Source organism: Maritimibacter sp. UBA3975, from assembly GCF_002384975.1.
Classification (GTDB): Bacteria; Pseudomonadota; Alphaproteobacteria; order Rhodobacterales; family Rhodobacteraceae; genus Maritimibacter.
Window position 1 is genome coordinate 570,581 of record NZ_DGCP01000009.1, and the last position, 25,004, is coordinate 595,584.

Below are 25,004 nucleotides of genomic sequence, written 5' to 3' on the forward strand. Positions count from 1 at the left end.
TCAGAACAGCCGGAAATATTCGGCCTGCTCCCAGTCCGACACATGCGCCAGATAACGCTGCCACTCGGCGCTCTTGAGCGTCACGAAGTAATCCACGACCTCGTTCCCCCAGATCTTGCGATATAGCGCGGAATCCCGAAATAGCTCGATAGCCGCACCGAGGTTCATGGGGAGCGCCGGGGCATCGGATGAATAAGGCTTTTCCACCGCCTCGGGCGGCGCCGTCCCCGCATCGAGTCCAGCAAGGCCCGAAACGATTTGCGATGCGAACAGGAGATAGGGATTGGCCGCAGGATCGGCCACCCGGTTCTCCACCCGGCTCGCCGTGTCGCCGGCGCCCATGAGCGCGCGCAGCATGGCGCCGCGGTTGTCCCGGCCCCACGCGATGCGATCCGGGGCCAACTGGTGCTGGGTGTAGCGTTTGTAGCCGTTCACGGTCGGGGTCGTGAGCACGCAGCTTTCGCCCGCATGGTCCAAGAGCCCCGCGATCCAGCCGGATGCGGTGCCTGTCAGGCCCTCGTCCGCAGGCATGAACAGGTTGTCACCGGTCTCGGTCGAGATGAGCGACTGATGGACATGCCAGCCTGAGGCAGCCGCGTTATCCACCTTCGGTCGGCACATGAAGGTCGCATGCTTACCATCTGCCGAACAAACCTCCTGCACGAGCGTCCGGAACATCACCATCGCATCCGCTTGGGTGATGGGATCGGCCGGGTCGAAGGTGAACTCGAATTGCCCCGGGCCCATTTCCACCTCGGTCGAGCGCACGGGCAGACCGATCTCTTCGGACATGCGCCGCAGCCTGTCCATGACCGGCTCGAGCTGGCCATAGACCGTCTCGGTCAGGAACTGGTAGCCGGGCGCGAGCGCGCGCGTTTCGGGCGGTGCGGGCGGCATGGTGGTGTCGCCATGAGACAGGCGCGGGTCGATCACGTCGAAGACGTGGAACTCGACCTCCAGACCGACCCTCATCTCCATCCCGCGGTCCGCGAGCCGCCCCACCTCCGCGCGCAACAGGTCGCGCGGCGCGAAGGGGATCGGCGCGCCAACTGAATCGACACAATCGCACAGCAACCAGCCTGAATGAGGCGACCAGGGGAGCCGCCGGAAGGTCGCGGTATCGGGCACGAGCAATATGTCCGACGCGCCAGCCATCGGTGCGCCATCTCCCGACCAGATCGGAAAGGCCGTGCGATGCGCGGTGTCCTTGAGCAGGAGTGTCGAAGGCACCTTCATTCCGTCCGACAGCACGCTTGGCAACGCGCGCGCCGCAATGGCCTTGCCGCGAAGCACGCCATGCGGGTCCGAAAACAGGACGCGGACCGTTTCCAGCCCGTCGTCCCGCACACGTTTCAACAGCCGCACCCCGGCCTCGATCGCCGCCTCGTCGACCAGCCCCAGCCGCGCGAGCGCGCCAGAGCCCAGCCTGTCTCGATCCTGTTTCGTCACGCGCGCCTCATCCGACCTTGGCATCCCAGCCGGTGCAGCCGGCCCGGCGGGCGGCGTCACCCTCCTGATAGGCGCGCTGCCAGTCGCCGTCCGTGGCGATCGTGTCGTTCGCTAGCGGCCCGGTCAGCGCGGAAACATCCGCGCCGTTCTTCATCGGCAGCGCCGCTGCGTCGCCATCTTCCAGCGCCTTGATCGCGGCGCGCAGCCTGCGACGGTTCGCGATGATCGCCTTGTCAGTCTTGCCAAGGTGTTCCTGCGTCCGGTCCTGGATACGCCCCATCGACTCCACGGCCCACTGGTCGTGCACGTTGATGTCGAGCCCCATGCCCGTATAGGTCAGGCTTTCCTGCTCATCCGGGTTGTAGCCGTATTGATTGCGCTTGTTCTTGAGCGGCGCGTAGTCCGGAAGGCGGTGCTCGGCGAGGCGCTGTTCGCGCATGAGTTCCTTGTTCACCGGCTCCCCGAAACTCGTGAACATCGAATACCAGTAGCAGGTCTCGTCATCGACCGGCACATGCCACTGGGTGATGATCATCTCGCGGCTCATCGGGATCGTGATCGCTTCGGGAAAGATCTGGTTGGTCACCCGAACGTGCGTTCGTCCGTCATCCAGGTGACGCAGCGCAATGACGCGCATGCCGTAGTCGGTTTCCTCCACCTCGATCTCCGGGCGCGGGTAGTCGCGCAGAAGCTGGGTCATCGGGATTTCGGTGTTCGCGGCCTTGTCGCGGAACTGTTTGCCGTAGCTGTCTTCCGGGTCTTCGTCTTCAAGGAAGCGGTGCAGGAATGAGGCGTGGGCAGGATCGATCCCAACCTCCAGCGCTTGAAGCCAGTTGCATTCCCATAGCCCCTTAAAGGCGAAAACGTGGCTTTCGGGCGCGCGGAAACAATCGAAGTTCGGGAATGGCGGCGGGTCGCCCGGCCCCATATAGGCAAAGATGATTCCGTTCCGTTCTTCAACGGGATAGGAGGTGGTCTTGATCTGCTCGTGCATCCTCGACCCTTCCGGCTCGCCCGGCTGCTCCACGCATTGTCCGGTCCGGTCGAAATGCCAGCCGTGGAACGGACACCGCAGCCCGTTGTTCTCGAGCCGTCCATAGCAAAGGTCCGACCCGCGATGCGGGCAATGCCGGCCGATCAGCCCCAGTTCGCCGTCGTCGTTGCGAAACAGAACGAGGTCCTCGCCCATGAGCCGCACCGGAACCACCGGCCGCTTTCCGTCCAACTCGTCCGTGAGTGCGGCGGGCTGCCAATAGTGGCGCAGCACCTCACCCGCCGGTGTACCCGGTCCGACCCGCGTTATGGTATCGTTCAGTTGCTGGCTGATCATGGTGCCTCCTCCGGGTCTTCGTTGCTCGGGGCAATGGTTACAGGATTTGACCAAAAGGCCAAATGCTTTGACAGTGACGGTGCGGCAGAGGGAGAACGGCTTGAAACACTCGGCACTGGCATTGGCGTTTTGCGGGATCGCAAGCGGGGCACATGGCGCGCCTGAGTGGTCCGAGGCCGCCCCTTTGCCCGCGCCCGTGCAGGAAATCTATGCAGCGCCCTCCGGTGACACGATCTACACGCTTGGAGGATTCGCGCGCGGCGGCGTGCCCACGGATCAAGCCTATGCTTACAACGCCGCAACCGACACCTGGCGAACCCTGCCGCCGCTCCCCGCGCCGCGCCATCATGTGGGCGTCGCCGTCGTCAGCGGTGCGATCTACGCCATCGGCGGGTTCTCCGGCACCCCGCCCGAGTGGCGCGCGGTGAGCGAGGTGCACGTTTTCGACATCGCAACCGGCGCGCGGCGCGACGCCCCCTCCCTTCCGGTGCCACGGGCCGAGCATGTGACAGCGGTGGTTGACGGCAGGATTTTCGTGATCGGCGGGCGCGTCCCGTCCGGTCCCGATGCCCGCCGGTTCGGGGGCCACCGCGACTCGGCCCGCGTGGACATCTTCGACCCGGCCACAGGCCGATGGACGCAGGGCGCCGACACACCCACACCGCGCAACAGTGCCGCTGGCGCAGTCATCGACGGGCGCATTTATGTGGTCGGCGGACGGCGGTTCCTGCCCAACGAGACAGCGCGCATCCGCAATCTTGCGACACTGGAAATCTACGACCCCGCCCGTGACATGTGGGAGGCCGGTCCGGACATGCCCGCAGCCCAAGGTGGCCTGTCCGCCGCCGCCCTGAACGGACAGCTCTACGCGTTTGGGGGTGAGGCCTTTTCGCCCGACCCCAAGGTGTTTCCAGAAAGCTGGGTCTTCGACCCGGTCTCAGGGGCTTGGACCGCCCTGCCTGACATGCCATCGCCGCGCCACGGCACGGCCGCTGCCGCGATCAACGGCGCGATCTATGTCATTGGAGGAGCAAAGGCCGCCGGGTTCGGAGCAGTCGCAACGGTAGAGCGCCTCAAACCCTGAACGGAAACGGCCCCCGCCGCGAGGGCGAGGGCCGAAATCGTGCGGTCAGGTAGTGTTACCCGCGGTCATCGACCACGACTTCCACCACACCCATCGGCGTCAGATAGACCATGAGCACGTCGCCGCTCTCATAGCCTTCATCTTCGAGCGTGGCGTTCACCTGCTCGTTCGCCTCGACGTCGGACTGGAAGCGCTCCATGTCTTCCGAGGTCTTGGCGAGCGCATTATCGAGAGCCTGCGCATTCGCGTCGGCTTCGCCATTGGCATCGCTCACACCGGTCACGCTGACCTCGGTCTGCTCATCGACCTCCGACCAATCGAAGTTCGAAAAGTTACCGGTGTTCATCGACGACACGATGCGGCCATAGGTCAGATCACCGCTCGCGTCATTCGACGCCATATCGGTGTCCGTGTCGGCCTCCGTGCCGGTGTCGCTCTGCGCGTCTGCTGCAACGTCCTGACCCGGCGCGTCGGTCTTGCCAAGGCCGCCCGACTTGCCGTTGTCGGCATTGGCCGAAACGCCGCCGGATACGTTCGCGCCCGTCGAAACGCCGGTGTCACCGGTGCTTACGCTTGCGCCGCCGCCGGCATCAACATTGGCATTTGCACCCTGGGCGAGCGCTGCGCCGGACACGGAGGTGGCAAGCAGCGCTGCGAGAGTTGCTGATTTCTTCAGAAAGGTCATGGTGAACTCCTTTCATTCTGACGCGGACCAGTATGGCCCGCTCTGTCATGGAAATGCGTCACCCCCTCACAGCGTTCCAACCCGGATAAGAGGGTCGGAGAAACCTTGCCGAGTGTGCAGGCCAATGTGCGCCGAGCGCCGCCGAACCCCGGGTCGCGGCGTGAGGGCCGGAACAATGTCGCGCCACGCCAATGCTTTCGCGCCTCGCGCTCAACGCAACGCTTGTCTGTCGATGGCGCCTCGTTAATGTTGCATCTGGCATACAGGTGCCGACCGACACCGTCGGCCCGTCGTAGACAACAGGACCCGCTTTGAGACGCGCCCGTCGCTCCATCATGACCGCCACGCTGATCGCACTCGCCGCCGTGTTCATGGCTGCCCCGACATCGGCCCGTGCGCAATCCTGGCTGCCCTGCGACACCACATCGGTCGAGTATTTCAGCAAGTTCTGGCACATCAAGAAAGCCACCGGGCTTGCGACCAATGACGAGCTGAACGCCCGCGCGGTCAATTGCAACAATGCCTATGACATCAGCCCGAGCTTTCGTCTGACCACCGGTTATTTCGCCATCGCCATGGTCAACAGCTACAGCGCGCAGTCTTTCGCCCTGGGCGTGAGTTTCGAGGCACAGTACAGGCCCGCGGCGCTCGGCGGCCTCGGCGCATACGCCGGTCTCGATGCCGGGTTCATGTATGGCTATCAGGGTTTCCTGAATCCCAACGCGCTGATCGGACCGTTTCGCGCGGTCGCACTTCTGAAAGGTGGGGTTCTCTATGACATTCCGGGCACGAACATGACCGTCTTCGCCGGCGTGCGCTATGCACCGCCACGCTCGAATGGCAGCGGCGTTATCGCCCCCGCAGCCGGGTTGAAGTTCGACCTCGGCCCACCCCGCGCGACACGGGTGCCCACACGCCGACAAACAGCCGTGACCCGCGACTACCTCCGCCCACCGTCGATGCCCGCAGCACAGCGGTTCTGACACGCGTCCGGCGCTTGAGGCCAACCTGAGAATGGGGGGAAGTGGTGGGCGACCCTGGAATCGAACCAGGCGTGGGTCTCCCCGGCGGAGTTACAGTCCGACGACATCCGCTGTTTTCATTAGACTTTTGTGTAAACGGACCCGGTTTGTTCACCACGAACAATCAATGGGTTACCGGGAAGGTGTAAACCGAAAAGGAGGCAAGGAATGGGAGCTCTAAACCAGCTCTACAGACATTTCGATAAAGACGGCGACTTGCTCTATGTCGGAATTTCCTTGAGTGCGATCGACCGATCTAAGCAGCACAAGAATGGATCGGACTGGTGGCAGGAAGTGGCGTCGATCACCGTAGAGAATTTCGCGTCTCGCGCCGCTGCCGAACGAGCCGAGCGTCGAGCGATATCCAGCGAGCGGCCGATCCACAACAGGATGCACGCCGATCAATTTCCTGTACCGATCCCCGACTGGGCGGATCGATCAACAATCGGCAGAAACGGGCGTGTGACGCTGGCCGCGCGTTTTCGCGACACGATGGGGCAGACCTTCGTAGTTGCATTCGGCAAAGCCGGACAGTTCTTGATCCAGCCGCGGCGGAACCTTTCGATCGGAGTCGACTCTGATATCGTGAAGCAGTTTCAGCATCGAAGCCGCGAAGCAGATCAATGGTATGCTGAATGGTTCCCGGAAAAGGTGCCACCAACAGACGATTTTGAGATCTGAGTGAACCGCCCGAATTACTGCACGATGACCAGCAAGAACCGCGTTGCGGCGTCAATGCCGTGAAGCGCCAGAACTACGCTTGCCAACCATACGAGCCACTTGGGCACTGTGATCGTGACCATCGCCAATCTCCTCCTATTTGGATTTCACATCGGGGTGCGCTTTCAGAGCCGCCACCTGATCGGGCGTCATGTAACATCGCCACCCCTTGCGAACCGCATTGGTTTCCGTCACCTCGATTTTTTCGCCGTTGTTCTCGATCACCGTTCCCGGCTCAACTTCGATAATTTCGATGCCACCGAACATGGCCCACTCCTGTTTGGATCACTCGCCGTGCGTGTCGGGCGAGCGGTTTTCAACGTCCCAGACCTTCTGCCACGCATAGTAGGCGGCGCGGCTGATCTTGGGGCCTTCCATCTTCTGCATCGCGCGCCAGACCGTGTTGCCGCGCTCACCCTCGGCCAGCATTTCAGCCGCCTTGGCGATCCGTTCCTCTGTCATGGCGAGGGGCCGGCCGCCGCGTTCGCCGCGCTCCCGCGCCCGCGCGATCCCGGCCTTGGTCCGCTCGCGGATCAGGTCGCGCTCCAATTCTGCGAACACGGCCAGGAGGCGGATCATCGCCTTGCCCATAGGGCCTTTCGTGTCGATGCTTTCGGTCAAGCTGACGAAATCGACACCGCGATCCGTGAGCAATTCGAGCGTGTCGAGGATGCCGCCGAGGGTGCGCCCGAGCCGGTCGAGCTTCCAGACGACAAGCTCTGTGCCTTCATGCTGCGCATACTTCATCGCCCGGATGAATTGCGGACGTTTCATGGTCCCGCCGCTGGCCTTGTCGATGAAGATCAGGTTCTCCGGCACGCCGTAATTCTTGAGGGCCTGGATCTGCATGTCGGGGTTCTGGTCAGCCGTCGAGACGCGGGCGTAACCGATCTTGCGAGTAGGCAGGTTTTCGGATTCAGACGCCACTTTCTTACCCACTTTGGGAAATCTTCGCAGATCAATCTGGACTAAATTTCTGGACAAGGCAAGCGGGATGGCATACAGTCCAGAAACTTAGTCTAACAAACTCCGCAGGAGGAGAGGCATGCGCGGGTAAGCCGGGTCTGGTTGCACGGTTAAAGACCGCTACTGATACAGCGAAACATAACCGCCTCTGACGCGGTTTAGAAAGTCCAGTCGCCGCCTAATAAGTTGCGACTGGCACCAATCAACTTAGCCCCCGGAGGCACCATGCCCAATCACATTGTAAACGAAATTCGCTTGCATCGCGTCGCTTACCCGGTGGCCCGCGCAATTGCATCGAGCAACGAGCGCGTGATCGACTTTGAGAAACTTCTCCCCCTGCCGCTGAACTACTGGCCGGGCAGCGTGTCTATCCTGCACGAAAAGGCGTTCCCTGGCACGCACCTCCGTGCGGCGACAGACACATGGGGCACAAAGTGGAACGCATATGCCTTAAACGACGACAGTTTGCGGCAGGATGGAGAGGATACAGTCCTCACGTTTGAAACCGCATGGGCACCACCACGCGGGTGGGTCGTCGCGGTGTTCAACACACTGAAGTGCGACATTACCCATCACTGGCAAGACGAAGGCAGCGATGACGTTCACCGAGAGGTCTACATTTTCACTGGCGACGACAGCATGGTTTTCCCGAAATGGGAGGCCGAGACGTTAGAGCATGGAAGCGAAGATCATCGCCGCCTCTACAAACTGCAATGGGGCGTCGAAACACCAGATGAACTCGCAGAATCCAACTGACCGAGGCCGATATGCACAACGACTGCGATGGCGGGCAATGCGCCGCCTGCCACCAACAAGACCTCGAGCGTGACGCTGCACGCTATCGCTGGCTGCGCGCGCGTGACCTCGACACGATCGATAAGGGCGGCGTGTTTGCCGGTCTGACCCCGCAAAACATGGTCCTCAATGGCGAGGATCTGGACGAAGCAATCGACGCGGCAATGGCCGAGTCCTAAAAACCCCGCCAACAAAAAGCCCCGCACGGTCCTCACCGGCGGGGCTTTCGCTTCACTGTCGATCGGTCAGGCGCCCCGGCCCCATTTGCACTCAGCCCCAACGAACACGATGACCCCCCCCCGGTATCTTGACGGCTTCCAGATATTCCCGCGTCGGCCGCCTCATCACGATGCACTCTTTGGGGTCGTCGTAGATCCGCACCTCACGCTGACATTCCGCCTCTTGCCCGAAGGCGATGCAGACCGTGGTGATGAGGATGGCGGTCATTTCCGATCCGCCTTGAGAAACGTGCGGCTCAGACAGACGGCGCCCATCTTGAACACGCCCACATGCCAGTGCCAACAGGCCTCCCATGTGAAGCCCGCCGGGTCGCTGACGCAGGACGCCGCCCACGCGATCTGCCACCGGCCAGCCTCGCCCGCCTTGGTGTAGCGCGTCGGGCCTCCGCGCTGCTGGCAGAAATGCCCGTCATTCCAACCCTTCGTCAGCGGTGTCACCGTCTCGATGTAGGAGATGCGCGGGCGAGGCAGTCCGAGCGCGTCAGTGGGAAACGACCGGGCCACGCTGACGTTCAGCCCGTCCACCTCGACCGCCTGCGGGTCGATCACCAGCCGCGTGACCGGCGCGATCGATAGCACCAGCGCGAAGATGCAGGCGATGCCTATCCAGTTCCACGACTTCATTAGCGCACCCACGACGTAAGCCATTGCATACCCTGATCCCAGAAAAACCAGATCGCGGCCACGACGGGCGCGATCTTGATTGCCCATGTCCCGAGCCAAGCGGTTGCCTGTATGGCCTTCACGACCTTGATGAGAAACCGCAGCGTCTCTTTCTCGCCCTCGGTCAGAACCTGACTTTCGAGATCCGCGAGCCTCGCCTCCAGTCGCTCTATGTCGTCATCTGTCATCATCCGTCACGAGCTCCTTGATCGCGGAAATCTTTCCGTTTGCGGTTTCAAGTCCGGCGCGCAGGCGGAGCGCACACTCGCCCAACGCGCGCTCAGTCGTGCCGTCAGCGCAGCGCACCTCGACAGGCTCGAGAAGGGGCGCAGGGATCGGCTGTCGGGCGGCCGTCTCAGCGCACGCGGTCAAGAACAGCGCGGCCATAAGCGGATAGCGCATCATCTGCCCCTTCCAGGTTCTCAGTTTCGGATAGCGCGGTTTCCAGATCCTCGCGTATCCGGCGCTCGTTGCGCAGAACGTCGTTCAGCACGCGCGCGGCTTCCTCGTGGTTTCGGATGGTTGCCGCCTGGGCCTTGTTCTCGGCGCGCAGATCCGCGTTGCGGTCCGACAGGCGCCAGATCACGCCAGCGGCCACCAGAGCGGCCACCAGCGCGCCCAGAATGAGTGTGAGGCGGGTCACGCCAGCACCATCAGCGCGAGCGGGACGGCCCACGTCCCGCCCAGCATGGTCAGTCCGACGAAATGCAGCGGCAGCGGGTAGGCCGTGCTATGGAGCATCCAGAACACGGCGAGGATGCAGGCGAGCGTGACCGAGAACGGAAGCCAGCCGGTCATTCCACGTCCCACGGGTCACTTTCGGGCGTTGCCTTCGTGTCGCGCTCCATCTTGTCCCGAATGCCGATCAGGCCCAGGCCGGAGAAGATGAGGAACGCGGGCGATGCGCCTTCACCGCCGCCGGTCAGGAGGCCCAGAAGCGCACCCAGAACGCCAAGCTGATCCTGCCCCGGAAAGAGCGCCAACAGGACGCCGCTCGCGATCAGGCCAACGCCCGCCCACCACGTCAGAGATTTGGGTCTGAAGTATCTCATGCCTTGCCCCCTTTCAGAGCCTCGAAAATTCGCCGCAGGACATCCATGAGGCCGTTTGCGGCACCCTCGCCCCCGGAAGGTGTCTTTCGTGCGCTGACGGCCCGCTTTTCGGCGTATCCCGCCGCCCTGAGTGCCTTGGTGAAGGCGAGGGCGTAGTCGGACACGTCATGGCCGGTCACGCGCTTGTCGCCGTTCACGATGGCGCGGGCGCCGAAATGGTCGAACGGGTCGCCGTCGTAGTCGGCCAACTTCTTGCCGGTGAACAGACCGCGCGAGCATCCTTCCACCGCGACCTTGGCCGAGATTGCCGGATCGAGCGCCTTGTCGGGGTTCTTCACGAGGTCCGCACCGACATATGGCGAGAGTTTCGCGTAGTTGGCCCGGTGCGTGAGCTGGATGCCACCGCGCCCGAACCAGCCGTCGCGCCAGTAGGGCGCGGAAACCCAAGGCAGGCGTCCCCGGCGATAGGCCGCGTCGAGGCGGGCAATTACGGTGGCGTCGGACGGGTTCTGATCTTTGTGCGACCGGAACACCGTTTCCTTGACCGGATACATGCCGCCGCCTGTCTCATGGTAGACCTCGCCAAGCACATGCGCGAGGTGATCGATTGGCAGGTGCGCCCCGGCGTCGAGGATGGCGTCCGTCGCCGTGACCTGCCGTTGCGAGAGGGACGTGCCGAACACGCCGCTTTCGCGCTTGCGCAGGCAGTCGAAGAAAGCTGCTCGGTTCATGTCTGGTCCTTTCATGTGGACGCACGAAGCGAACGCGCTGGCGCGGGTGCGTCGGTCAGATTGTGGGAGTGTGGGTTAGGTGCTCAATGCTGCCGTGAGCGCAGCCTGACAGGCTGTCGCCGCTGCGTCGAGGTCGTCTTGGTCGGTGGCCGCATCAATCGCCGCGCCCCACTTTTGGCGGATGCCGGACAGAGCGCCGGAAATCGCCGCGAATAGCGTTGCCTTGGTCTGCACTACCGCCGCCACATCCGCAGGCGTGACGCCAAGGGCCTGCGCCTCTGCCGCGATGACCGGGAACTTCGCCGGGTCGGTCTCCCCGCCTGCGATAGCATCGGCCTCCCGTGCCTTGCGATCCCAGCTATACGGTTCACCATTGGAGTATCCCGCGAGATACGGCGCTTCGGCCTCCTTGAGCGCGGCGAGCATCGTGGCCCGCGCTTCGGCCTTGGCTTCGTTTAGCGAAAGGGCAAACGGCGGGATCGTGTTTCCCTCGGCTTCCCATTCCGCGATCATGCGACGATGGCGGTTTCCGGGAGCGTCAGGAACCGACATACGCTTGCCGTTGATGGTGGCGTCGATAGAGCCGGATTGTGTGTAGCCGTGAATTTCCATGATTAAAGCCTCGCATCCAGATCAATGCTGCCACTTGCGCCAATAAACAGCGCCCCGCCGTCTGCTGTCGCCGCTGAACTCGCGCTGCAAGTCACGTCTACCAAGGCCACCCTCTCATTCGTGGCCCCCCCGGACAGGCTGATGCCCGTAATCGTCGCTGTCTGCGCCTGAGTCGTGTAGTCGCCAAGCGTGCCGTTGTAGGACAGGCTCGGGTCGGCGCGTTTCGTGACCGCCATTTTTGCAATTACAAGCAATTGTGTCCCGCTGTTCCAGAAGCCCGGCAGGTATTCGAGCGGTCCGAGCCTCTCGAAATACCTTTTACAAAATTGTTCCTCCAGCCAATGGGGGCGCGGCTCGTGCGGGTCGGTTTCGCCGGTCGCGTCACCTTGGACAGCGGAAACTCGGGCAATATCCACGCTCGCAGTCGGGTTCGTCGCGTCGTGGGCGCGGGTGAGCTTGAGCGACAGGTAGTCATTGCTGTCGCTGCCCACGGTCTTGCCCGAGATTGACGGGACCGAAACGCTATAGGTGAATTTCTGCCACGATGTTGTCAGGGATGCCCCGGAAACCACAGACGTTTCCACCTCAGATGAGGGCGAGCCGCCCGTGCCGAAGTTCTGCACAAGATCAATGTCGATCTCGGTCGCCGCCGATGCCTTTAGCCAAACCGTTTCCGTGGTGGTTTCCCCTGCGAGCGTCCGAACATCCTCCATAGGCTGCTCAAAGGTAGACGCCGCCGAGCCTGCCGTTCCCCTTGCCCACCGTGCGAAGAACTTCGGGTTTCCGGGAACGTCCGTCTGCCCAAGCGTGAAGGCCTGCCGAGACACCGTGCAGGCCGCGCCCGAGCCTTCCGTCAGTTTCCACTGATCTGCGGTATAGCCGTCAGCCGTAAAGCTGGTGCCTTCCTGCCAAACGTCGAAGTTGCCGTTGATGATCTTGTTACGAAAGCCGGACATGAGGCCGACACCGAGACTGTCACGGGCTGCTCCGCCGCTTTGGTAGGCGAAGGCCCCGGCTGCCGTAGAGACGAGAAACTGCGCCGCAGCCGTCGCCGCTCCAAGCGTGTTCAGGTCGTCCAGAACGTCGCCTTGGGTCTGGAGAGCGCCGCCAAGATCGTCGCTGTCGATGGCCTCCAATTCGGGGATATGGTTGTCCCGAAGCCACTGGAACAGCGCCAAAGCGCGGGAATTGAACGTCGACGGATCGCTCAAGTCCGGCAGGGTTGGCGGATCGGTCAAGCTGATTGCCATTACACAAGTCCTCTCACATCAAGGGAGCCAAGGGACGTGCCGCCTGCGCTGAGCGGCACGAGGAAGTCTTCATAGAATCCGTAAACAGTCGCGCCGTAGTCCACGATTTCGGGGTCCGCGAAGTAGACGCAGGGCGTGGCCCGGTTTTCCGACAGGATGCGCTTCACGCGACGGGCGGTGTCGGTTCGGAAGCTGAATTGGAAATTCACCAGATCCGCGAAGCCGCGCTCAGTCACGGACAGGTTTCCGAATTGGTCCTCAGACTTGGCCGAAAAGTCCTCGATCCCTATTTCCGTGCCGTCGAGCGTCTGGCCGAGTCGGTAGGCTCGCCCGAATACGATCTGTCCGACTGCGGGCGCAGGGTCCGCTCCGTCGCCGATGGTGATATTCAGGGTGTAGCCGGACAACCCCGTGATCTGGTCAAAGATCAATTCCGGCTCCGGGTCCACTTCGGCTGTGAAGAACGTATACCAGTCGATGATTTCCGATGCGTCGGCGGCCGTCTGAGTTTCATCGAAGACCGTGCCGCCCCCACCGTCCAGGACCTCGACCGTGACCTGCGACGCGGCTAGGCCGAAGAATGTTACGGTGTCGATGAAGCTGGAAAGGTCGATGGAGTAGGTAATCGACCCCGAGCCTTCCGCCTGATCGCTGATTGTCTGATCAAACGGCTTCCAGCGGTTCGTCGCGCCAACGTCCACCCACCATGTGCCGTCATCCGTCGACGGGTCGTTGCCGGTGTTGGAGCCCTGAACGCTCTCGTAAATCCGATGGTCCGCGACCACGATCACGCGGTTGCCGTCGGCGTAGGTGGTGCCGCTGTCATATTCGTCGTAATCGTCTTCGGTCAGGTTCGAGGATGAAAGGTCGCTGTCGGTCAGCGCGTAAGGCGGCACGATGAACATTAAGCTTGCTCCTGCGGCAGTCCGATCTCATCCCACTTGTCGAGGTTCTGAGCGGTTTTCCGGGTGTTGCGGACGGTCTGAACGCCAAGCTGGCGCTGTTCATCGCGAAGCGCGGCAATCTCACGGCGGGCCTCGCGCATCTCGCGCTCAAGACCGGAGAAATCGAGCATCCGGCGCGTATCGCTGTTGCTGAAAATGCGCGATGGGCCGGTCGCCTCAATTTCCGGGCCGCGCTCCCCGACGATGCGTAGCCCGCCACGGTGCATCCCGCCTGTCGCGAAGGTCGGCGTGGCGCCAAGCGACCGGACTTGCGAGCGCAGGGCGTCCAGTTGACCTTCAAGGGATCGCTCTTTCGCCAGAGCCGAGGCGCGGCTTTCGTTCGCCTTGTCGACGTAGTTGCGTGCCTTTTCGATCGCTTGCTCGTGCTCGCGGAACGGGTTGAAGGCGCTCGCCTCAAACTTCTTGCCGTCCGAGGTTTCCGCCCAGGACGGACCGAACACGACCATCCGGCTATCAGACATGCGCACTGCGTTCGGAATGTCGTTCTGCTCAAGCTGCCGGACGATGCGCACCGCCTCAGATGAGATTTGCGCGATCTTCATTGCCGTGGCATTCGCCGCGTTCTGCGCCGCGCTGTTGTCCTGTCGCGTGAGCGCGGATTTCAGGTCGATAAGCTGCGAGACGATGCTGGCGTTCATGCCATCCAGCGCCGAAATCTGGGCGTTGAGCAGCTTGTGCGTCACGTCGTCCTTTTGAAGCGCCTCGATCAGCGCATCCAGAGACTCGGCCTCGATGTTCTTCGTCTCGCCAATATCGCCGGCCAGATCGGCTACGTCCGAAATCTGAGCAGCGAGGCGCGCAGAGAACGTTTGGAATTCAGCCCGGCTGCCCGCGATTTGAGCGAAGGTCGACTGAAGCGCAGACGCCGATCCTGTGAGTTCGCCCATAGCGCCCGCGTCACCGGACATAGCCCGGCGCAGGAGCGCCTGATATTCGCGCTGCTGATCCGCGAAAAGGGCCTGTGTCGGCATGGCGTCCCGGCGCAGGTCGCGGGCCCCATCCGACAGGGTTTCAAACAGGCGCTCGAATTCGCTGGCCGTGCGCCGCGCCGCGTTGGCGCCTTCCTCCGCACTGCTGATTAGGCTTGAAACCTCCGTCGTGAAATCCACGATCTTCGGCAGAATGGCGTCGAAAGCGCCCGCCATCTGCATCAGCGCAGCGTAGTTCTCACGACCCTTTTCCGTCATGAGGGCTTGGCTCTCTAGAAGCTGGATGAATTCGCCTCTGGTCGCGGGCATTGCCAATCCAAGATCCGCGATGTCGCGAGACAGCTTGCCAGTGAGCAGCGCCGTGCGCTCGCTCTCGGTGTAGAAGCGTTCAAAGACCGTGTTTGCGGAGCGCGCAAAGTTCTCGACGCCACCGAACAACTCGGCCAGCGCCGAAGCGGCGTCAGCTCCAACGATGGATATGTCGAACATGCGCTGACCCATCGTATCGAGGGCGGCGTTGACGGTCGGCAGAGCCTCCGCCATGCGCTTGAGCGCATCCAAGTAGCTTTCGCCGGCGCGCAAATATTCTTCGCTCTGGATGATCTGTTGAGCAACGAGGTCGCCGTATGCGGTCAACTGGTCCTCAAGCGCCGACTTGATCTCGTCTTGGCTCATATCCCGTGCATCGATCTTGAAGTCCAAGGCGACCCGAGACAGGTCCGTCGCGCCAGCGCCAATCGTGGCCGCGATGTCGATGATGCTGTCTCGGATCATCTGCGTCCGGTCGCGCATCAAGCCCGTGAGTTCCGAGTTCACCTTCTCGGTCTCCGTGGTCCACGAAATCAAGCCCCACAGGATCTTGTGCCGGGTCGTTTCGAAGTCACGAACCGCGGTATCCATGCCCAGCGTGCCCGTCACGCCAGCGCCGATGGTCTCTTTGGTGTAAAACCCCTTGATCAAGTTGATGACGCCGACGACCGCACCGATGATCGGAAGGGCGCTCGACACGGCTGACATGATCCCGCCAATCCCGCCGGTGCTCAGTCCTTGCATCACACCCTGAAACGCGCCGGTGAGCCCGTTCATCACGCCTTTGATGCCATCGCCGCCGGGGGCGAAACTGGTTTTCAGAATGTCGGTGAACGCATCGACGCCCGCGTCTTTGATGTCTGCCCATACATCGGTCAGATCGCCGTTGCCCTTCAGGAGATTGCTCCCGATGGAATCGATGATGCGGTCCGCTCTGGCCTTCAGTTCACGCTCTGCATTTTCGGCTTCGGCAATCGCCTTTTCCATTGCCTCTGCGACTTCGTTCGCGACGTTGTCGGCCATCGCCTCGATGCCGATCCCGTAGCCCTCCATCGTGTCTTCGCCAAGCTGTTGAAACACGCGAGAGGGCGACTGGATTTTCAGAAGCGACTTGACCGTGTTGACCGCTGACGCCGCCGCGCCGCTGACCGCCTCCCCAACGCTGCCGAGTTTTTCCCTGATGCCGCGCGTAAAGCCGTCGATCAGATCTCGGCCCGCCTGAACAAGTGCGCCCGACCACCCCGCGACAGTGCTTTGGATCGTCGCCAGAATCGAATTGAACGCCTCGGTGACGGACGCCGCTGCCGCGCTGACGCCTTCGTTGATCCCGTCCACCAGATCGCGACCCTTGGCGACCATGCGTTCGGCCCAGCCTTCGACAGCAGGAATGATCGTGCCGGTCCACACGCTTGAGATCGACGCCCCGACGTTCGCCGCGGCCGCCCGGATGCCGTCCGCCATGCGGTTCATCGGGTTGATGTTCTGCACGAAGGCGACGAACCCCTGAAACGCAGCCTTCGCGCTTTCCCAAGCCGCCGCCCAATCGCCTGCAAGGGCCAGCTTGACGGCCTGAATCGAAGCCTCGATGCCCGACAGGCCGCCGTTTACGGCTTCCTCCATCGCAGGGGCCCACGTCTCGCTGATGTAGGTCTTGGCCCCGTCCATCGCTGCTGTGATCCCGCCCATAATGCCGGGAAAGCGCGCCTCCAGATCTTGCCAGTGCGTGGCGATGTAGATCGCGCCAACCGTCAGCGCCGCCGCAGCCGCCGCAACCGGGAACACCATTGCAGCGAAGGCCGCAGCAACAGCGCCAACCCCGAGGGCGATGTTCTGTAGGTTGTCCATTTCGGCCAGCGTGTCCACGAAGCTTGAAAGCTTCATCACGACCCCGGCCAGCGCACCCGTCATGCCGGTTTCGCCGTTCATCTTGCCGATCAGGTTCGTGAACGAGTTGCCGAGCATGGTTGTGGCCTGCCCGACAGTGACCGATGTTTCGTCAAACGCCTTGGTGATTTGGGGGGCTTGCGACAGGATCGCAGCGAAAAATTCCTCGCTGGAAATCTTGCCTTCGACCACAAGCTGGCGCAGCTTTCCGACCGACCCGGCCGCCGCCTCGATGCCGTCCGCCGCCGCTTGCGCGATTGGGAACGCGCCCTCAAGGATCGAGTTGAATTCCTCGGCCCGCACCACGCCGCCGGCCATCGCCTGGGACAATTGCAGAAGCGCGCCGGATGCTTCGGAGGCGGACGTGCCGGACGCGGCCAGCGCCTTGCCCACTGTCTCGGTGAATGTCAGAACCTCACGCTCGCTGGCGCCAAGTTCCCCTGCGGCCATGCTCAGGCGAGTGTAGAGTTTCGCGGTGGCTTGCATCGGCGCGCGGGTGGCCTGCGACACCCGGAAAATCTCGTCCATAGCCGCCGCGGCTTCCGTGGTGGATTTCCCCATCGCCTGAATCGAGTTCTGCAAACCCGTGTAGATATCGGCCTGCCGAACCACCGCGCCAATCGAAACCAGACTGCCCAGCATCCCAACCATGCGGCCAATGCCGACAGCCGCCGTGCGAGATGCCGCGCCCATCCGGGTTGACGACCGCTCGACGCGATTTGCTGCGCGCTCTGCGTCCAACCCCTCGCGCCCGAAGCGGTCAAGGTCCGTGGTCGCGCGGCGAACGCCGGAGCTATCGACAGACAAGCCCAGAACGGCCATATCCATTGGCGTCACCTCACGAAAGGAGATTTGAATGAGAGCGATTTTCGGGGCTGCGCTTGCGACGATGATTGCCGGCGGCGCGCTGGCCGAGAGTTACGAAGACCACCAAGGGGTCCGCATTTTCACCGAGAGGCCGTGCGGATATGTCTTGGCAATCCTGGATTCCGACGAAACGACCCTGCCTAGCTTTGGCGGCGCTCTGTCAGACGTTGGGACTTTCGCAATCACCACCGGGTTCATTCTCGGGTTCGACTACGCCAACGCTGGGCTTTGGGATGGCGACACATCCACGCTGATGCGTTTCCGTGCCGCCTGCGAGGCTGACCCGCTTTTGACCGGCGCCGAGATCTTGCGCGGGCTCACTGCGGACTAGCCCCGCTCCATCGGTGAAATGCCGAACGAGTTTTGACCGGCGTGGAACCCGTCACAGAAGGCCGAGCACATGCTGTGCAGCGTTTCAGCCTCCCATGCGTCGCTTATCGACTTGGTGGCCTGCATGAATGGCGCGATCTCGGGCCAGTCAGCCGCCCTTATGCCGCCCATCGCGAGCGGCCGTGTCGGACGCAGGGCGAAGAACGCATTGACGAGGTAGTCAGCCCCGTCCGGCAGATCTGGAAGCGGCGCCTTGCGCCCCGCTTCGCGGTATTGCTCAAGTCGGGACGGCAAGGTGCGCTCCACGCTGCCGTCCTGTTTCTTCACGTCGATTGGGGCCTGTAGAAACCCCATCTGTTCCGCGTAGAGGGTCAGGCGGCGGAGTCGCCCTGCCAAAAATTTGCCTTGTCACCCGCGAAGTCCATGACCTGCTTTACCAGGGCGTCGGACTGCTCGAAAAACGCGCGCTTGTTGGCCTCGTTCGCGACCAGCGGCTTTCCGTCCTGCGTGAGCCCGACGAATTCGGTCACGAGGCTGCAAACGAAGTCGAGCCCCGCTTCCTCGGCGTCGTCATCGCCCTCCAGCTTCTTCTTGGACAGTTGCCGGGCGCGTTCCCGCACTCGTTCGCTTTCGAGGCCCAGAACGTGAACGCCGACCTTTTCGGCCTTCGCCTTGTCGATCAGTCGCCCGTCCTTGTCGGAGCCCTCGCCGGTCCACATCTTGAAGCCGCCGGCAGGGTGCGAAAGATGCAGAAATGCGCCCTTGTTCTCGCCCGATTTTGTTTCGAGGTTCGTCAGTTCCATGTTTCACCTGTGGTTTTCCGTGGTTTCGTGGTGAGGCGGGCAACGACCACGAAAACGCTGCCCGCCCCGGTATCCCCGCCGGGAGGAGGTGGCGGGAATTAGCTGGGCTCGACGCCCGTGATCGTGGCCGCGTTCTGTTTGAACGTGACGGTCCAGCCCTCATGGCTCGACCCGTCCGGCGTGTTCGGTTCGGCGCTGTGGAAATAGCCGTGGGCATACTCCACCACGTCGCCGGTCTGCACCGCCGGGCCATCGCCGCTGTCGGTTCCGGTGCCCTTGCAGATCTTCACCGCGCCGATGCCGTCCTGGTCGGCAGCGAGGCCGAGCACGTCTTCCTGCCCCGCGTCGCTCGCGATGGTGCGGAATTGCAAGGTGCTTTCGCGCCCGGAGCCCATGCCCTTCACGCCGGACGAAAAGCCGGTCCCGAGGTCGTCCACGTCGATGTTGGAGTGCGTCACGCCAAGCTGCGGCATAACCTGCGCGCCCTTGACCTGCACCCACGTCAAGGCCTCAAAGCCCGTCGTGTCGTTCGTCGCGGGGGCGCTTTCCGCGACATAGATCGTGCGCCCGATGAAGTTGTCAGACATATCTTGTCTCCATGATGAAAGACCCCGCTCGCGGGGTGGTCTGTTTCAGATTTGGGGGAAGCCCGCTTTTGACCCCGCGAGCGTTGGGGTTTAGTCGGCGTTCCCCGCCGATTTCCGCGCCCAGCCCTTCGCAAGCCAGGCGTCAATGTCTTTGTCCAGCGGGCGCGCTTCGCCACGCATCTTGGGGTGAACCAGCGTCACGCGCCGCGGCTTGGCCGGTTTCGCCTTCGCCTTGGGCTTTTCAACCTCCGGTTCCGGCAGAACAACCGGCTCGCTCTGTTTGGGTTCGTCCGTCATGACATGCTCCAGTAAGAAATGCGGATCGGGGTTTCCCAACGGCCCCCCTCCATCCGCCCCGGCCTGACCGTGTGGCCTGTGATTTTCAGGTTGCCGCCCGTGAACGTAAGGCGCGCGCCCGTCTTGAAATACGTTTCAGCGATGTCTCCCGCCTTTTCCCGGCTGACGACCTCGTATTCCCCGCCATCCTCAACCAGCGTCACGTAGAGGAAGCCCTGTCGCTCCATTGCCTGCGACGCGAGGTCCGCAAGCTGGTTGTCGTTCGGCACGAATGAAATGCGCAGGTGATCTCCGGCAGGTTGATCCCCGCCTTTGCGCGGCCAGATCACGGTATAACCGGTGATCGTCTCGACCTGGGCGGCCAGCGCGGCGTAAAGGCTTCCTTCGATGCTCATATCTGGACAAGCTCCAATCCGATCTTGCGCACCACGGCCTGAAACTCTTGAACCGTGAGGCCCACCATCCCCGCCGGGGCCTGACCTGACCACCCATCCTCAAGACGTGGGCCATAGGGCAGATTATTGACGAGCGAGATCGTGTCCCCGGCTTTGACGCCCATCGCCTCGGCCGTTGCGCGATTGACGGTTGCCGTGCCGCTGCCATCGTTCAGGTCTAGCGTTCCCGCCGGAACATTCCCGATCCCGACTTGCCAGTTGCCGCGAAACCGGCCCGTGTCGACCGGGCTGCGCATGATGACCTTGGAGAACATTTCCAGCGCAACTTTCTGCACCAGCATGTCCGTTTTCCGGTCTGTCTTGTCCGCCCAGGCGGCCGGGCTTGTTCCCTTCCATCCAGCCATTCAACGGGCCACCGCGTCATAGGCCAAAACGGTGCCGCCGGGGGCAATGGCGCCGGGGTCCACAACCCGAAGCATCCCTTGGGTGACGATGATCTTGTCACCGGGCTCGAGTTCTACCGCGAAGCTCTCAACCACCACCTGATAGTCCGTTGCTTGAATGTTGGTGCCGTCGATCAAGGTGTAACCCACGCGGGGGAGCGGGATGGAGAACACCGCCACGCGAACGGAATAGTCGGTAGGCGTCGCCGTGCCACCACTGGTATCCGAGGGGCCGCCGCCGGAAACCGCCGTCTTGCGGATCGTCGCCGTCTGGATGGCCTGCGGGCGCGCAGCGGCGATCTTGTCGAACGCTGCCGTAACCTTGGCGGCTAGGGTGGTCATCCGCGGTGCACTCCTTCTTTCGCATACTCCAGCGCGCCCAGAATGCGCCACCGGTCACTGAATGACGCCGCTCTGTAAAACCCGGTTCCATCTTCGTCGTTGACCGCGCCCACAACGACGACATCACGAAGCTCACCGCGCTTTGCCATCGCGAGGACAGTCTCGATCAGGTCTACGGTGTCGGCGTCAACGTCTTTATCGATCGGAACAATATTCATCCGCGCGTCAGGGCCACTTGCCCCGCCCCTGCAAGAAGATATGGGCGCAGAAGCCCCTCGACCGCCACCAGACGCGGCTTGCCCGTGCCTGTGGTCGTCTCATCCACCGTGATCGGGCCGACCTTGACCATTTCACCGGTCGTGTTCGCCTCGATGGTCGCGAACGGGTTGAGACCGCCTTGGATGAGGTAGGCAAGTTCGCACTGCGCGTCCTTGACCCGCTGCGGCACCTCATCAGCCGGGGCCACATACTCAAAGCGGTTCTTGATGATGTAGCGCGGAAATTCCCCGGTCTGGACATCCTCATTCACCTGTTCGCCGCGGTAGACCCAGAGCCGATTGATGGCGTCATACGCGCGCACAAGGTTGGCCTCATCGTCGGCGTCAGCATCACCCAGCGTCCAGCCTCGCGCCGCCCCGTATGCCTGATAGACGGCAAGGGTGACATAGCTGTCGGCGCTGGGAACGACAGCCCCGGTTTCGACCGTCAGGCTCATATCAGAGATCCACGAACATGATTTGCTTCAGCCAGTTGCGCAGGTCAGAGACCTTGCCCGTCGCACCCTCGACGCCATGCGCCTCAAGGTGGTCGACCACTTCCTTGCGCGGCATCTTGTCGATGTCCTCGCGGGTGATGTGCTCAACCTGCGCAGCGCCTTCCTTCGGGGCGTAGATCGCGTCGATGATCTGCACGCCTTTCGCGCGGAGCTCTGCCTTGCGCTCCGGTGAAACCGGGTGCGGCTCATAGTGGATCGGTCGTGTCATTCCTTCACCTCGTGGTTGGCAATTGCGATGATTGTGCGGCCCCGAGCGCCGCGGGTTACGTCAGAATGCGGCCCGGCTTGCCCGAACCAGCCCTCAACCGACCAGCCCGCATCAGCCAGGAGCGTGTCAAGGTCGTCTTTCGTGTAATGGCGAAAGTGAAATCGGTTCGTTGTGTGCGGAAACTCTGCCTCATTCGGAACGCTAACGATCAGTTTGTCAGCCATCGTGCGCAGTTTTCGAAGAACCGGCAGTGGGTATTCGATGTGTTCGACCGTCTCGAATGAAACCGCCACATCATAGCGACCTTGCATGTCGAGATCTTCGGCGCGCTGGGTCATGAACAGCGCGCCGGGCCGCCAATAATGCTGGATGGCGTAATTGATTGCCGCGGCGCTCTGGTCGATGCCGGTCACGTTGTGATGCGCTTCCGCAAGAATGGCTGACCCGTAACCAACGCCACAGGCCAAATCGAGAACCCGGCTGCGCGGCCGCAGTTGCGTGGCGGCGAATTCATACCGGGCCACATGGTCCCGGCGAATGCCCGCGATGGTCGGGGCAACCTGTCGTTCACCGCCGTTCAGCATTCCACCGCTCCAAGTTTTCCACCACGAAGGCCAACCCCTCGCCGCTTGCAAGTTCATCTGATGTCCACTGCGCGTAGGCGACCCTCTGGCATAGGTCTCTGACCTTTTCGGGTCCAGGGTGCGCGGGGCCGCTCAAATCGCCCCACACGGCCCGTTCCGGCAAGTGTGCGACCGCAGGAACCCCCGCAATCAGCGCCTCAAGCCCTGCCGTGCTGCACAGCGTTTCGATCCGCTTCAGTTTCGGCCACAGGTCAGCAAGTTCGCCGTCCAGTCGCGGGCCATAGTCAGCCGTGAGGCGGTCGAGCGGGTGCGGGCGCCAATGCGCGCCGAGATCCCGAACCGTGCGTCGCGCCCAGCCTCTCATCTTTTCCAGGTCGTATCCGTGGGACATATCCCCGACCACCTGACCAAATACGGCAACGACGCTTCCGTTCCCCGGCGATTTGCACTCGATGCCCAGTGCGTCAAAACGGTCGGCGGAGACATCGAAGCGCGGCGCCTTATTCAGCCCGCCCACGCTCAGTTGCCAGTGCCCGGTCGCGAAGTCTGCCTCGCGGTTGACGCGCTTCAGAAAGCCGAAGTCCAGCACCAATGCCGGAACGCCTGCGACCTCATACTCTTTCACCAGAGCATCGCCCTTGCCGCGAAGGCCATAGACGACGATGGCGTCAAAATCCTCAAGTTGCCCTGTCGCGTGGTCGCTCAGTGAGCGCCGGACTGGGCGGTATCCGTTCGCGAGGGCGCCCTGATAGAGCGCCCCCACGCAGGGCCGGTTTTCCCGGCCATAGATTCCGATGCGCATTAGCGCGACTGGATCACGATGCCCGCGAGGTCTTTGTCGTCGTTGTAGACCTTGTCCCAGTTGGAACCGGTGCCGACAGCGGAGTCGGTCGGGTTCTTGCCGCCGTTCGACACATCCCACTGAAAGCCCTTGAGGCCGAGGTTGTAGCCGAATTCACCCTGCATCCGCATGAGGATCTGCTCTTTGCCGCTGACCTCATCCAGGAGGATGTATTCTTCCTCGGTATCCTCGACCATCAGACCGCCCGGCGTGAGGCCGAGGGTGTAATAGTCGGTCGTGGCCGCCGAGCCGGAGCCGGCATTGACGATCAGCGAATCCGAGTCCGTCACGATGATCGGGCGGCCGAGGGAGCCGGGCATTCCCGAGACGACGATGGTATTCGCCGTGATGTCACCGTTGTTGGCCGGGTCGATCTGGTGGCCCACCAAGTCGAAGAACGGCTTGGAGTGCATGACCCATGCCGAAACCCGCTGCGACTGGTCGCCCATGAGCGCCAGACCGGAAACGAGCCCGGCCGTGGTCAGGGTGCCATCGGACCCGATCGTGTAGGTCGAGCCCGCGTTGTTGTCGAGCGCGGCACGGCCAGCGCGGATGGAGTTGTTCAGCATGTCAGCCAGAACGTCCCGCGCGGCCTGTTCGCCAGCCGCTACGCGAATAGCGTCCTGATCGAGGCCCGGCTTGAGAAACGCGGAGCGCGCCCACTCGACCGGCCCGATCTTGCGGTTGACCTTGACCGAGATCATGTCCGACTGCGTAAGCTTGGTGCCCGCCACGTCGGATGTCGAGGTCTGGTCCTGGCGCGACACGAGGCCGCCGGCGTTCGCGAAGAACGCAGCGTAGTCATAGTCGCCCGGCTTGCGGTTGGTCCTCAGGGTGATGGTGCCGTTGGAGCCAGCGTTAAACTTGTCCACGGCTTGTGCGATGACGTCCGAGTATCCGCTCTGGATGAACGGGTCCTGGAACGACATATCAGAGGGAAGGCTCGTCGCCATTGTCGTATTCCTTATTCAGGGAGTTTGTTGTATTCACTCTGGCCGTTCTCACGGATGTAAGCGGCCTTCTGCGAATGGTTCATTTCGGAGCGCTTCGCCCCGGTCGGAGGCGTCCCGCCACCAGATCCGGGCGGCTTCCCGCCACCCCCTTTGCCGCCGTCGCGCACCGCGTATGGTTTCGCTTCGGCAAGCTCCTTGGCGAGTTCGGCCAAGGTTGCACCGTGATCGGGGCCATTCCCGATCATCGGTTTTCCGTCAGAGGTCAGCACCTTCGGAGTGCCGTCCTCGTTGAATTGGAGCCGCGCCATTGCAGTCGCGGCGATGTCGTCGATGGCTTCCGAGATAAAGCCGACCTTCGCGAGCTCCGCCTTGAGGCTGGCTTGCGCGTTGGACTGCATCATCTTCGTGATGCGCTCGTCGCGGGCGCTGATTTCGCCCTGGTATTTCTGTTCCATCGCGTCGAGCTTGGCCTGCGCTTCCTCTGCGCCCTTGCCGGTGCCCTTGGCCTTTTCCTCGAGATCGGCAATGCGCTGCTGGATTTCGTCCGGCTTGCCGAGCTTGGAGTAGGTCGCGACGTTCTCGCGCTCCTTCTGAAGCGCGGATTTCAGGCCGGTAAGGTCTTCTGCCGGCATCAGCTTGGTGAGGTCGAGGGTCGAAGTTTCGCCTTCGGTTTCGACAACGGATTGAAGCCCCTCGGGAAGCCCCGAGAGGTCGGACAGTTCGATTTTCATGGTGTGTAGCTTCCCGCTAAGGTCTAGCAGGCGTCCCGCCTGCGGTTAAGGCCAGACTTTTCGCTGGCAAAGAGGGCAAGCCCATCCTGTGCGCTTGCCCTTCACGTCCCGGCCACCCTTCAGGGCGGGCCGGAATGTCTCGATAAGGTCTCGGTTTCGGCAG

The 25,004-nt window shown here is 62.6% G+C and carries 36 protein-coding genes; 6 read left to right on the top strand and 30 right to left on the bottom strand.

What is annotated here, in order from left to right; translation table 11 throughout:
- Nucleotides 1-1,473 carry a glutamine synthetase family protein gene (locus B2585_RS07855; protein ID WP_414674044.1) on the bottom strand — a complete coding sequence of 491 codons (1,473 nt, stop codon included), beginning with the start codon at nucleotides 1,471-1,473 and terminating at the stop codon, nucleotides 1-3.
- Entirely contained in the window at nucleotides 1,457-2,779 is a 1,323-nt protein-coding gene (locus tag B2585_RS07860; protein ID WP_292021712.1) for an aromatic ring-hydroxylating dioxygenase subunit alpha, read from the bottom strand. The genes B2585_RS07855 and B2585_RS07860 overlap by 17 nt, the downstream gene beginning before the upstream one ends.
- A gap of 100 nt (nucleotides 2,780-2,879) precedes the next feature.
- On the opposite strand from B2585_RS07860, the gene B2585_RS07865 reads away from it, so the two are divergent.
- Nucleotides 2,880-3,863: a Kelch repeat-containing protein gene (locus B2585_RS07865; RefSeq protein ID WP_292021714.1), complete on the top strand. Its 984-nt coding sequence runs from the start codon at nucleotides 2,880-2,882 to the stop codon at nucleotides 3,861-3,863.
- 55 nt (nucleotides 3,864-3,918) lie between these two features.
- On the opposite strand, the gene B2585_RS07870 is transcribed toward B2585_RS07865, so the two are convergent.
- Nucleotides 3,919-4,548: a hypothetical protein gene (locus tag B2585_RS07870; protein WP_292021717.1), complete on the bottom strand. Its 630-nt coding sequence runs from the start codon at nucleotides 4,546-4,548 to the stop codon at nucleotides 3,919-3,921.
- A 335-nt stretch (nucleotides 4,549-4,883) separates the two neighbouring features.
- Here B2585_RS07870 and B2585_RS07875 point away from each other — a divergent pair, with 335 nt between their 5' ends.
- Nucleotides 4,884-5,531, top strand: a complete 648-nt coding sequence (locus tag B2585_RS07875) for a hypothetical protein (protein ID WP_292021718.1) — start codon at nucleotides 4,884-4,886, stop codon at nucleotides 5,529-5,531.
- A gap of 207 nt (nucleotides 5,532-5,738) precedes the next feature.
- The gene (locus tag B2585_RS07880) at nucleotides 5,739-6,251 is read left to right on the top strand and encodes a hypothetical protein (protein WP_292021720.1); all 513 of its coding nucleotides are present in this window, start codon (nucleotides 5,739-5,741) and stop codon (nucleotides 6,249-6,251) included.
- Between the two features lie 135 nt (nucleotides 6,252-6,386).
- Here B2585_RS07880 and B2585_RS07885 read toward each other — a convergent pair whose 3' ends face one another.
- On the bottom strand, nucleotides 6,387-6,557 hold the full coding sequence (locus B2585_RS07885) for a hypothetical protein (protein WP_292021722.1): 171 nt from the start codon (nucleotides 6,555-6,557) through the stop codon (nucleotides 6,387-6,389).
- A gap of 18 nt (nucleotides 6,558-6,575) precedes the next feature.
- Nucleotides 6,576-7,217: a recombinase family protein gene (locus B2585_RS07890; protein WP_292021724.1), complete on the bottom strand. Its 642-nt coding sequence runs from the start codon at nucleotides 7,215-7,217 to the stop codon at nucleotides 6,576-6,578.
- Nucleotides 7,218-7,481: 264 nt separating this feature from the next.
- On the opposite strand from B2585_RS07890, the gene B2585_RS07895 reads away from it, so the two are divergent.
- The gene (locus tag B2585_RS07895) at nucleotides 7,482-8,012 is read left to right on the top strand and encodes a hypothetical protein (RefSeq protein WP_292021726.1); all 531 of its coding nucleotides are present in this window, start codon (nucleotides 7,482-7,484) and stop codon (nucleotides 8,010-8,012) included.
- 11 nt (nucleotides 8,013-8,023) lie between these two features.
- Nucleotides 8,024-8,230: a hypothetical protein gene (locus B2585_RS07900; protein ID WP_292021728.1), complete on the top strand. Its 207-nt coding sequence runs from the start codon at nucleotides 8,024-8,026 to the stop codon at nucleotides 8,228-8,230.
- Nucleotides 8,231-8,321: 91 nt separating this feature from the next.
- On the opposite strand, the gene B2585_RS07905 is transcribed toward B2585_RS07900, so the two are convergent.
- The 11 genes from B2585_RS07905 to B2585_RS07955 form a co-directional block, all read right to left on the bottom strand.
- Nucleotides 8,322-8,498 carry a hypothetical protein gene (locus tag B2585_RS07905; RefSeq protein WP_292021730.1) on the bottom strand — a complete coding sequence of 59 codons (177 nt, stop codon included), beginning with the start codon at nucleotides 8,496-8,498 and terminating at the stop codon, nucleotides 8,322-8,324.
- The gene (locus B2585_RS07910; protein ID WP_292021732.1) at nucleotides 8,495-8,938 is read right to left on the bottom strand and encodes a hypothetical protein; all 444 of its coding nucleotides are present in this window, start codon (nucleotides 8,936-8,938) and stop codon (nucleotides 8,495-8,497) included. Before B2585_RS07910 ends, B2585_RS07905 begins: the two co-directional genes overlap by 4 nt.
- Entirely contained in the window at nucleotides 8,914-9,144 is a 231-nt protein-coding gene (locus tag B2585_RS07915) for a hypothetical protein (RefSeq protein WP_292021734.1), read from the bottom strand. Before B2585_RS07915 ends, B2585_RS07910 begins: the two co-directional genes overlap by 25 nt.
- A 164-nt stretch (nucleotides 9,145-9,308) precedes the next feature.
- On the bottom strand, nucleotides 9,309-9,596 hold the full coding sequence (locus B2585_RS07920) for a DUF2570 family protein (protein ID WP_292021736.1): 288 nt from the start codon (nucleotides 9,594-9,596) through the stop codon (nucleotides 9,309-9,311).
- Entirely contained in the window at nucleotides 9,593-9,751 is a 159-nt protein-coding gene (locus B2585_RS07925) for a hypothetical protein (protein WP_292021738.1), read from the bottom strand. Before B2585_RS07925 ends, B2585_RS07920 begins: the two co-directional genes overlap by 4 nt.
- Nucleotides 9,748-10,005: a hypothetical protein gene (locus tag B2585_RS07930; RefSeq protein WP_292021739.1), complete on the bottom strand. Its 258-nt coding sequence runs from the start codon at nucleotides 10,003-10,005 to the stop codon at nucleotides 9,748-9,750. The genes B2585_RS07925 and B2585_RS07930 overlap by 4 nt, the downstream gene beginning before the upstream one ends.
- Nucleotides 10,002-10,736: a glycoside hydrolase family 19 protein gene (locus B2585_RS07935; RefSeq protein ID WP_292021741.1), complete on the bottom strand. Its 735-nt coding sequence runs from the start codon at nucleotides 10,734-10,736 to the stop codon at nucleotides 10,002-10,004. The genes B2585_RS07930 and B2585_RS07935 overlap by 4 nt, the downstream gene beginning before the upstream one ends.
- A 75-nt stretch (nucleotides 10,737-10,811) precedes the next feature.
- Nucleotides 10,812-11,348: a hypothetical protein gene (locus tag B2585_RS07940; protein ID WP_292021742.1), complete on the bottom strand. Its 537-nt coding sequence runs from the start codon at nucleotides 11,346-11,348 to the stop codon at nucleotides 10,812-10,814.
- A gap of 2 nt (nucleotides 11,349-11,350) precedes the next feature.
- Entirely contained in the window at nucleotides 11,351-12,598 is a 1,248-nt protein-coding gene (locus B2585_RS07945; protein ID WP_292021744.1) for a hypothetical protein, read from the bottom strand.
- Nucleotides 12,598-13,503 (bottom strand): hypothetical protein, encoded by a 906-nt coding sequence (locus tag B2585_RS07950; RefSeq protein WP_292021746.1) that lies wholly within the window; start codon nucleotides 13,501-13,503, stop codon nucleotides 12,598-12,600. Before B2585_RS07950 ends, B2585_RS07945 begins: the two co-directional genes overlap by 1 nt.
- On the bottom strand, nucleotides 13,503-17,513 hold the full coding sequence (locus B2585_RS07955; protein ID WP_292021748.1) for a tape measure protein: 4,011 nt from the start codon (nucleotides 17,511-17,513) through the stop codon (nucleotides 13,503-13,505). The genes B2585_RS07950 and B2585_RS07955 overlap by 1 nt, the downstream gene beginning before the upstream one ends.
- 28 nt (nucleotides 17,514-17,541) lie before the next feature.
- Here B2585_RS07955 and B2585_RS07960 point away from each other — a divergent pair, with 28 nt between their 5' ends.
- A complete protein-coding gene (locus B2585_RS07960; protein ID WP_292021750.1) occupies nucleotides 17,542-17,883 on the top strand; it encodes a hypothetical protein in 342 nt (113 codons plus the stop codon).
- Here the strand turns inward: B2585_RS07960 and B2585_RS07965 are convergent.
- From B2585_RS07965 to B2585_RS08030, 14 genes are all read right to left on the bottom strand, one after another.
- Nucleotides 17,880-18,236, bottom strand: a complete 357-nt coding sequence (locus B2585_RS07965) for a hypothetical protein (RefSeq protein ID WP_292021752.1) — start codon at nucleotides 18,234-18,236, stop codon at nucleotides 17,880-17,882. The genes B2585_RS07960 and B2585_RS07965 overlap by 4 nt on opposite strands.
- Nucleotides 18,237-18,253: 17 nt before the next feature.
- Nucleotides 18,254-18,685 (bottom strand): hypothetical protein, encoded by a 432-nt coding sequence (locus B2585_RS07970; protein WP_292021754.1) that lies wholly within the window; start codon nucleotides 18,683-18,685, stop codon nucleotides 18,254-18,256.
- Between the two features lie 98 nt (nucleotides 18,686-18,783).
- Nucleotides 18,784-19,272 (bottom strand): hypothetical protein, encoded by a 489-nt coding sequence (locus tag B2585_RS07975; RefSeq protein WP_292021755.1) that lies wholly within the window; start codon nucleotides 19,270-19,272, stop codon nucleotides 18,784-18,786.
- A gap of 90 nt (nucleotides 19,273-19,362) precedes the next feature.
- Complete coding sequence (locus B2585_RS07980) at nucleotides 19,363-19,569, bottom strand: hypothetical protein (protein ID WP_292021757.1); 207 nt, start codon at nucleotides 19,567-19,569, stop codon at nucleotides 19,363-19,365.
- Nucleotides 19,566-19,964 carry a phage tail terminator-like protein gene (locus tag B2585_RS07985; RefSeq protein WP_292021759.1) on the bottom strand — a complete coding sequence of 133 codons (399 nt, stop codon included), beginning with the start codon at nucleotides 19,962-19,964 and terminating at the stop codon, nucleotides 19,566-19,568. The genes B2585_RS07980 and B2585_RS07985 overlap by 4 nt, the downstream gene beginning before the upstream one ends.
- Nucleotides 19,961-20,368 (bottom strand): HK97 gp10 family phage protein, encoded by a 408-nt coding sequence (locus tag B2585_RS07990; RefSeq protein ID WP_292021761.1) that lies wholly within the window; start codon nucleotides 20,366-20,368, stop codon nucleotides 19,961-19,963. Before B2585_RS07990 ends, B2585_RS07985 begins: the two co-directional genes overlap by 4 nt.
- Entirely contained in the window at nucleotides 20,369-20,749 is a 381-nt protein-coding gene (locus tag B2585_RS07995; protein WP_292021762.1) for a hypothetical protein, read from the bottom strand.
- Nucleotides 20,746-20,967, bottom strand: a complete 222-nt coding sequence (locus B2585_RS08000; RefSeq protein WP_292021764.1) for a hypothetical protein — start codon at nucleotides 20,965-20,967, stop codon at nucleotides 20,746-20,748. Before B2585_RS08000 ends, B2585_RS07995 begins: the two co-directional genes overlap by 4 nt.
- Nucleotides 20,964-21,464: a DnaT-like ssDNA-binding protein gene (locus B2585_RS08005; protein ID WP_292021766.1), complete on the bottom strand. Its 501-nt coding sequence runs from the start codon at nucleotides 21,462-21,464 to the stop codon at nucleotides 20,964-20,966. The genes B2585_RS08000 and B2585_RS08005 overlap by 4 nt, the downstream gene beginning before the upstream one ends.
- 1 nt (nucleotide 21,465) lies before the next feature.
- Nucleotides 21,466-21,732 carry a hypothetical protein gene (locus B2585_RS08010; protein WP_292021768.1) on the bottom strand — a complete coding sequence of 89 codons (267 nt, stop codon included), beginning with the start codon at nucleotides 21,730-21,732 and terminating at the stop codon, nucleotides 21,466-21,468.
- Entirely contained in the window at nucleotides 21,729-22,316 is a 588-nt protein-coding gene (locus tag B2585_RS08015; protein ID WP_292021770.1) for a class I SAM-dependent methyltransferase, read from the bottom strand. The genes B2585_RS08010 and B2585_RS08015 overlap by 4 nt, the downstream gene beginning before the upstream one ends.
- Nucleotides 22,300-23,118: a hypothetical protein gene (locus B2585_RS08020; protein ID WP_292021772.1), complete on the bottom strand. Its 819-nt coding sequence runs from the start codon at nucleotides 23,116-23,118 to the stop codon at nucleotides 22,300-22,302. The genes B2585_RS08015 and B2585_RS08020 overlap by 17 nt, the downstream gene beginning before the upstream one ends.
- The gene (locus B2585_RS08025; protein ID WP_292021774.1) at nucleotides 23,118-24,110 is read right to left on the bottom strand and encodes a major capsid protein; all 993 of its coding nucleotides are present in this window, start codon (nucleotides 24,108-24,110) and stop codon (nucleotides 23,118-23,120) included. The genes B2585_RS08020 and B2585_RS08025 overlap by 1 nt, the downstream gene beginning before the upstream one ends.
- An 11-nt stretch (nucleotides 24,111-24,121) precedes the next feature.
- On the bottom strand, nucleotides 24,122-24,841 hold the full coding sequence (locus tag B2585_RS08030; RefSeq protein WP_292021776.1) for a hypothetical protein: 720 nt from the start codon (nucleotides 24,839-24,841) through the stop codon (nucleotides 24,122-24,124).
- Nucleotides 24,842-25,004 lie beyond the last annotated feature (163 nt).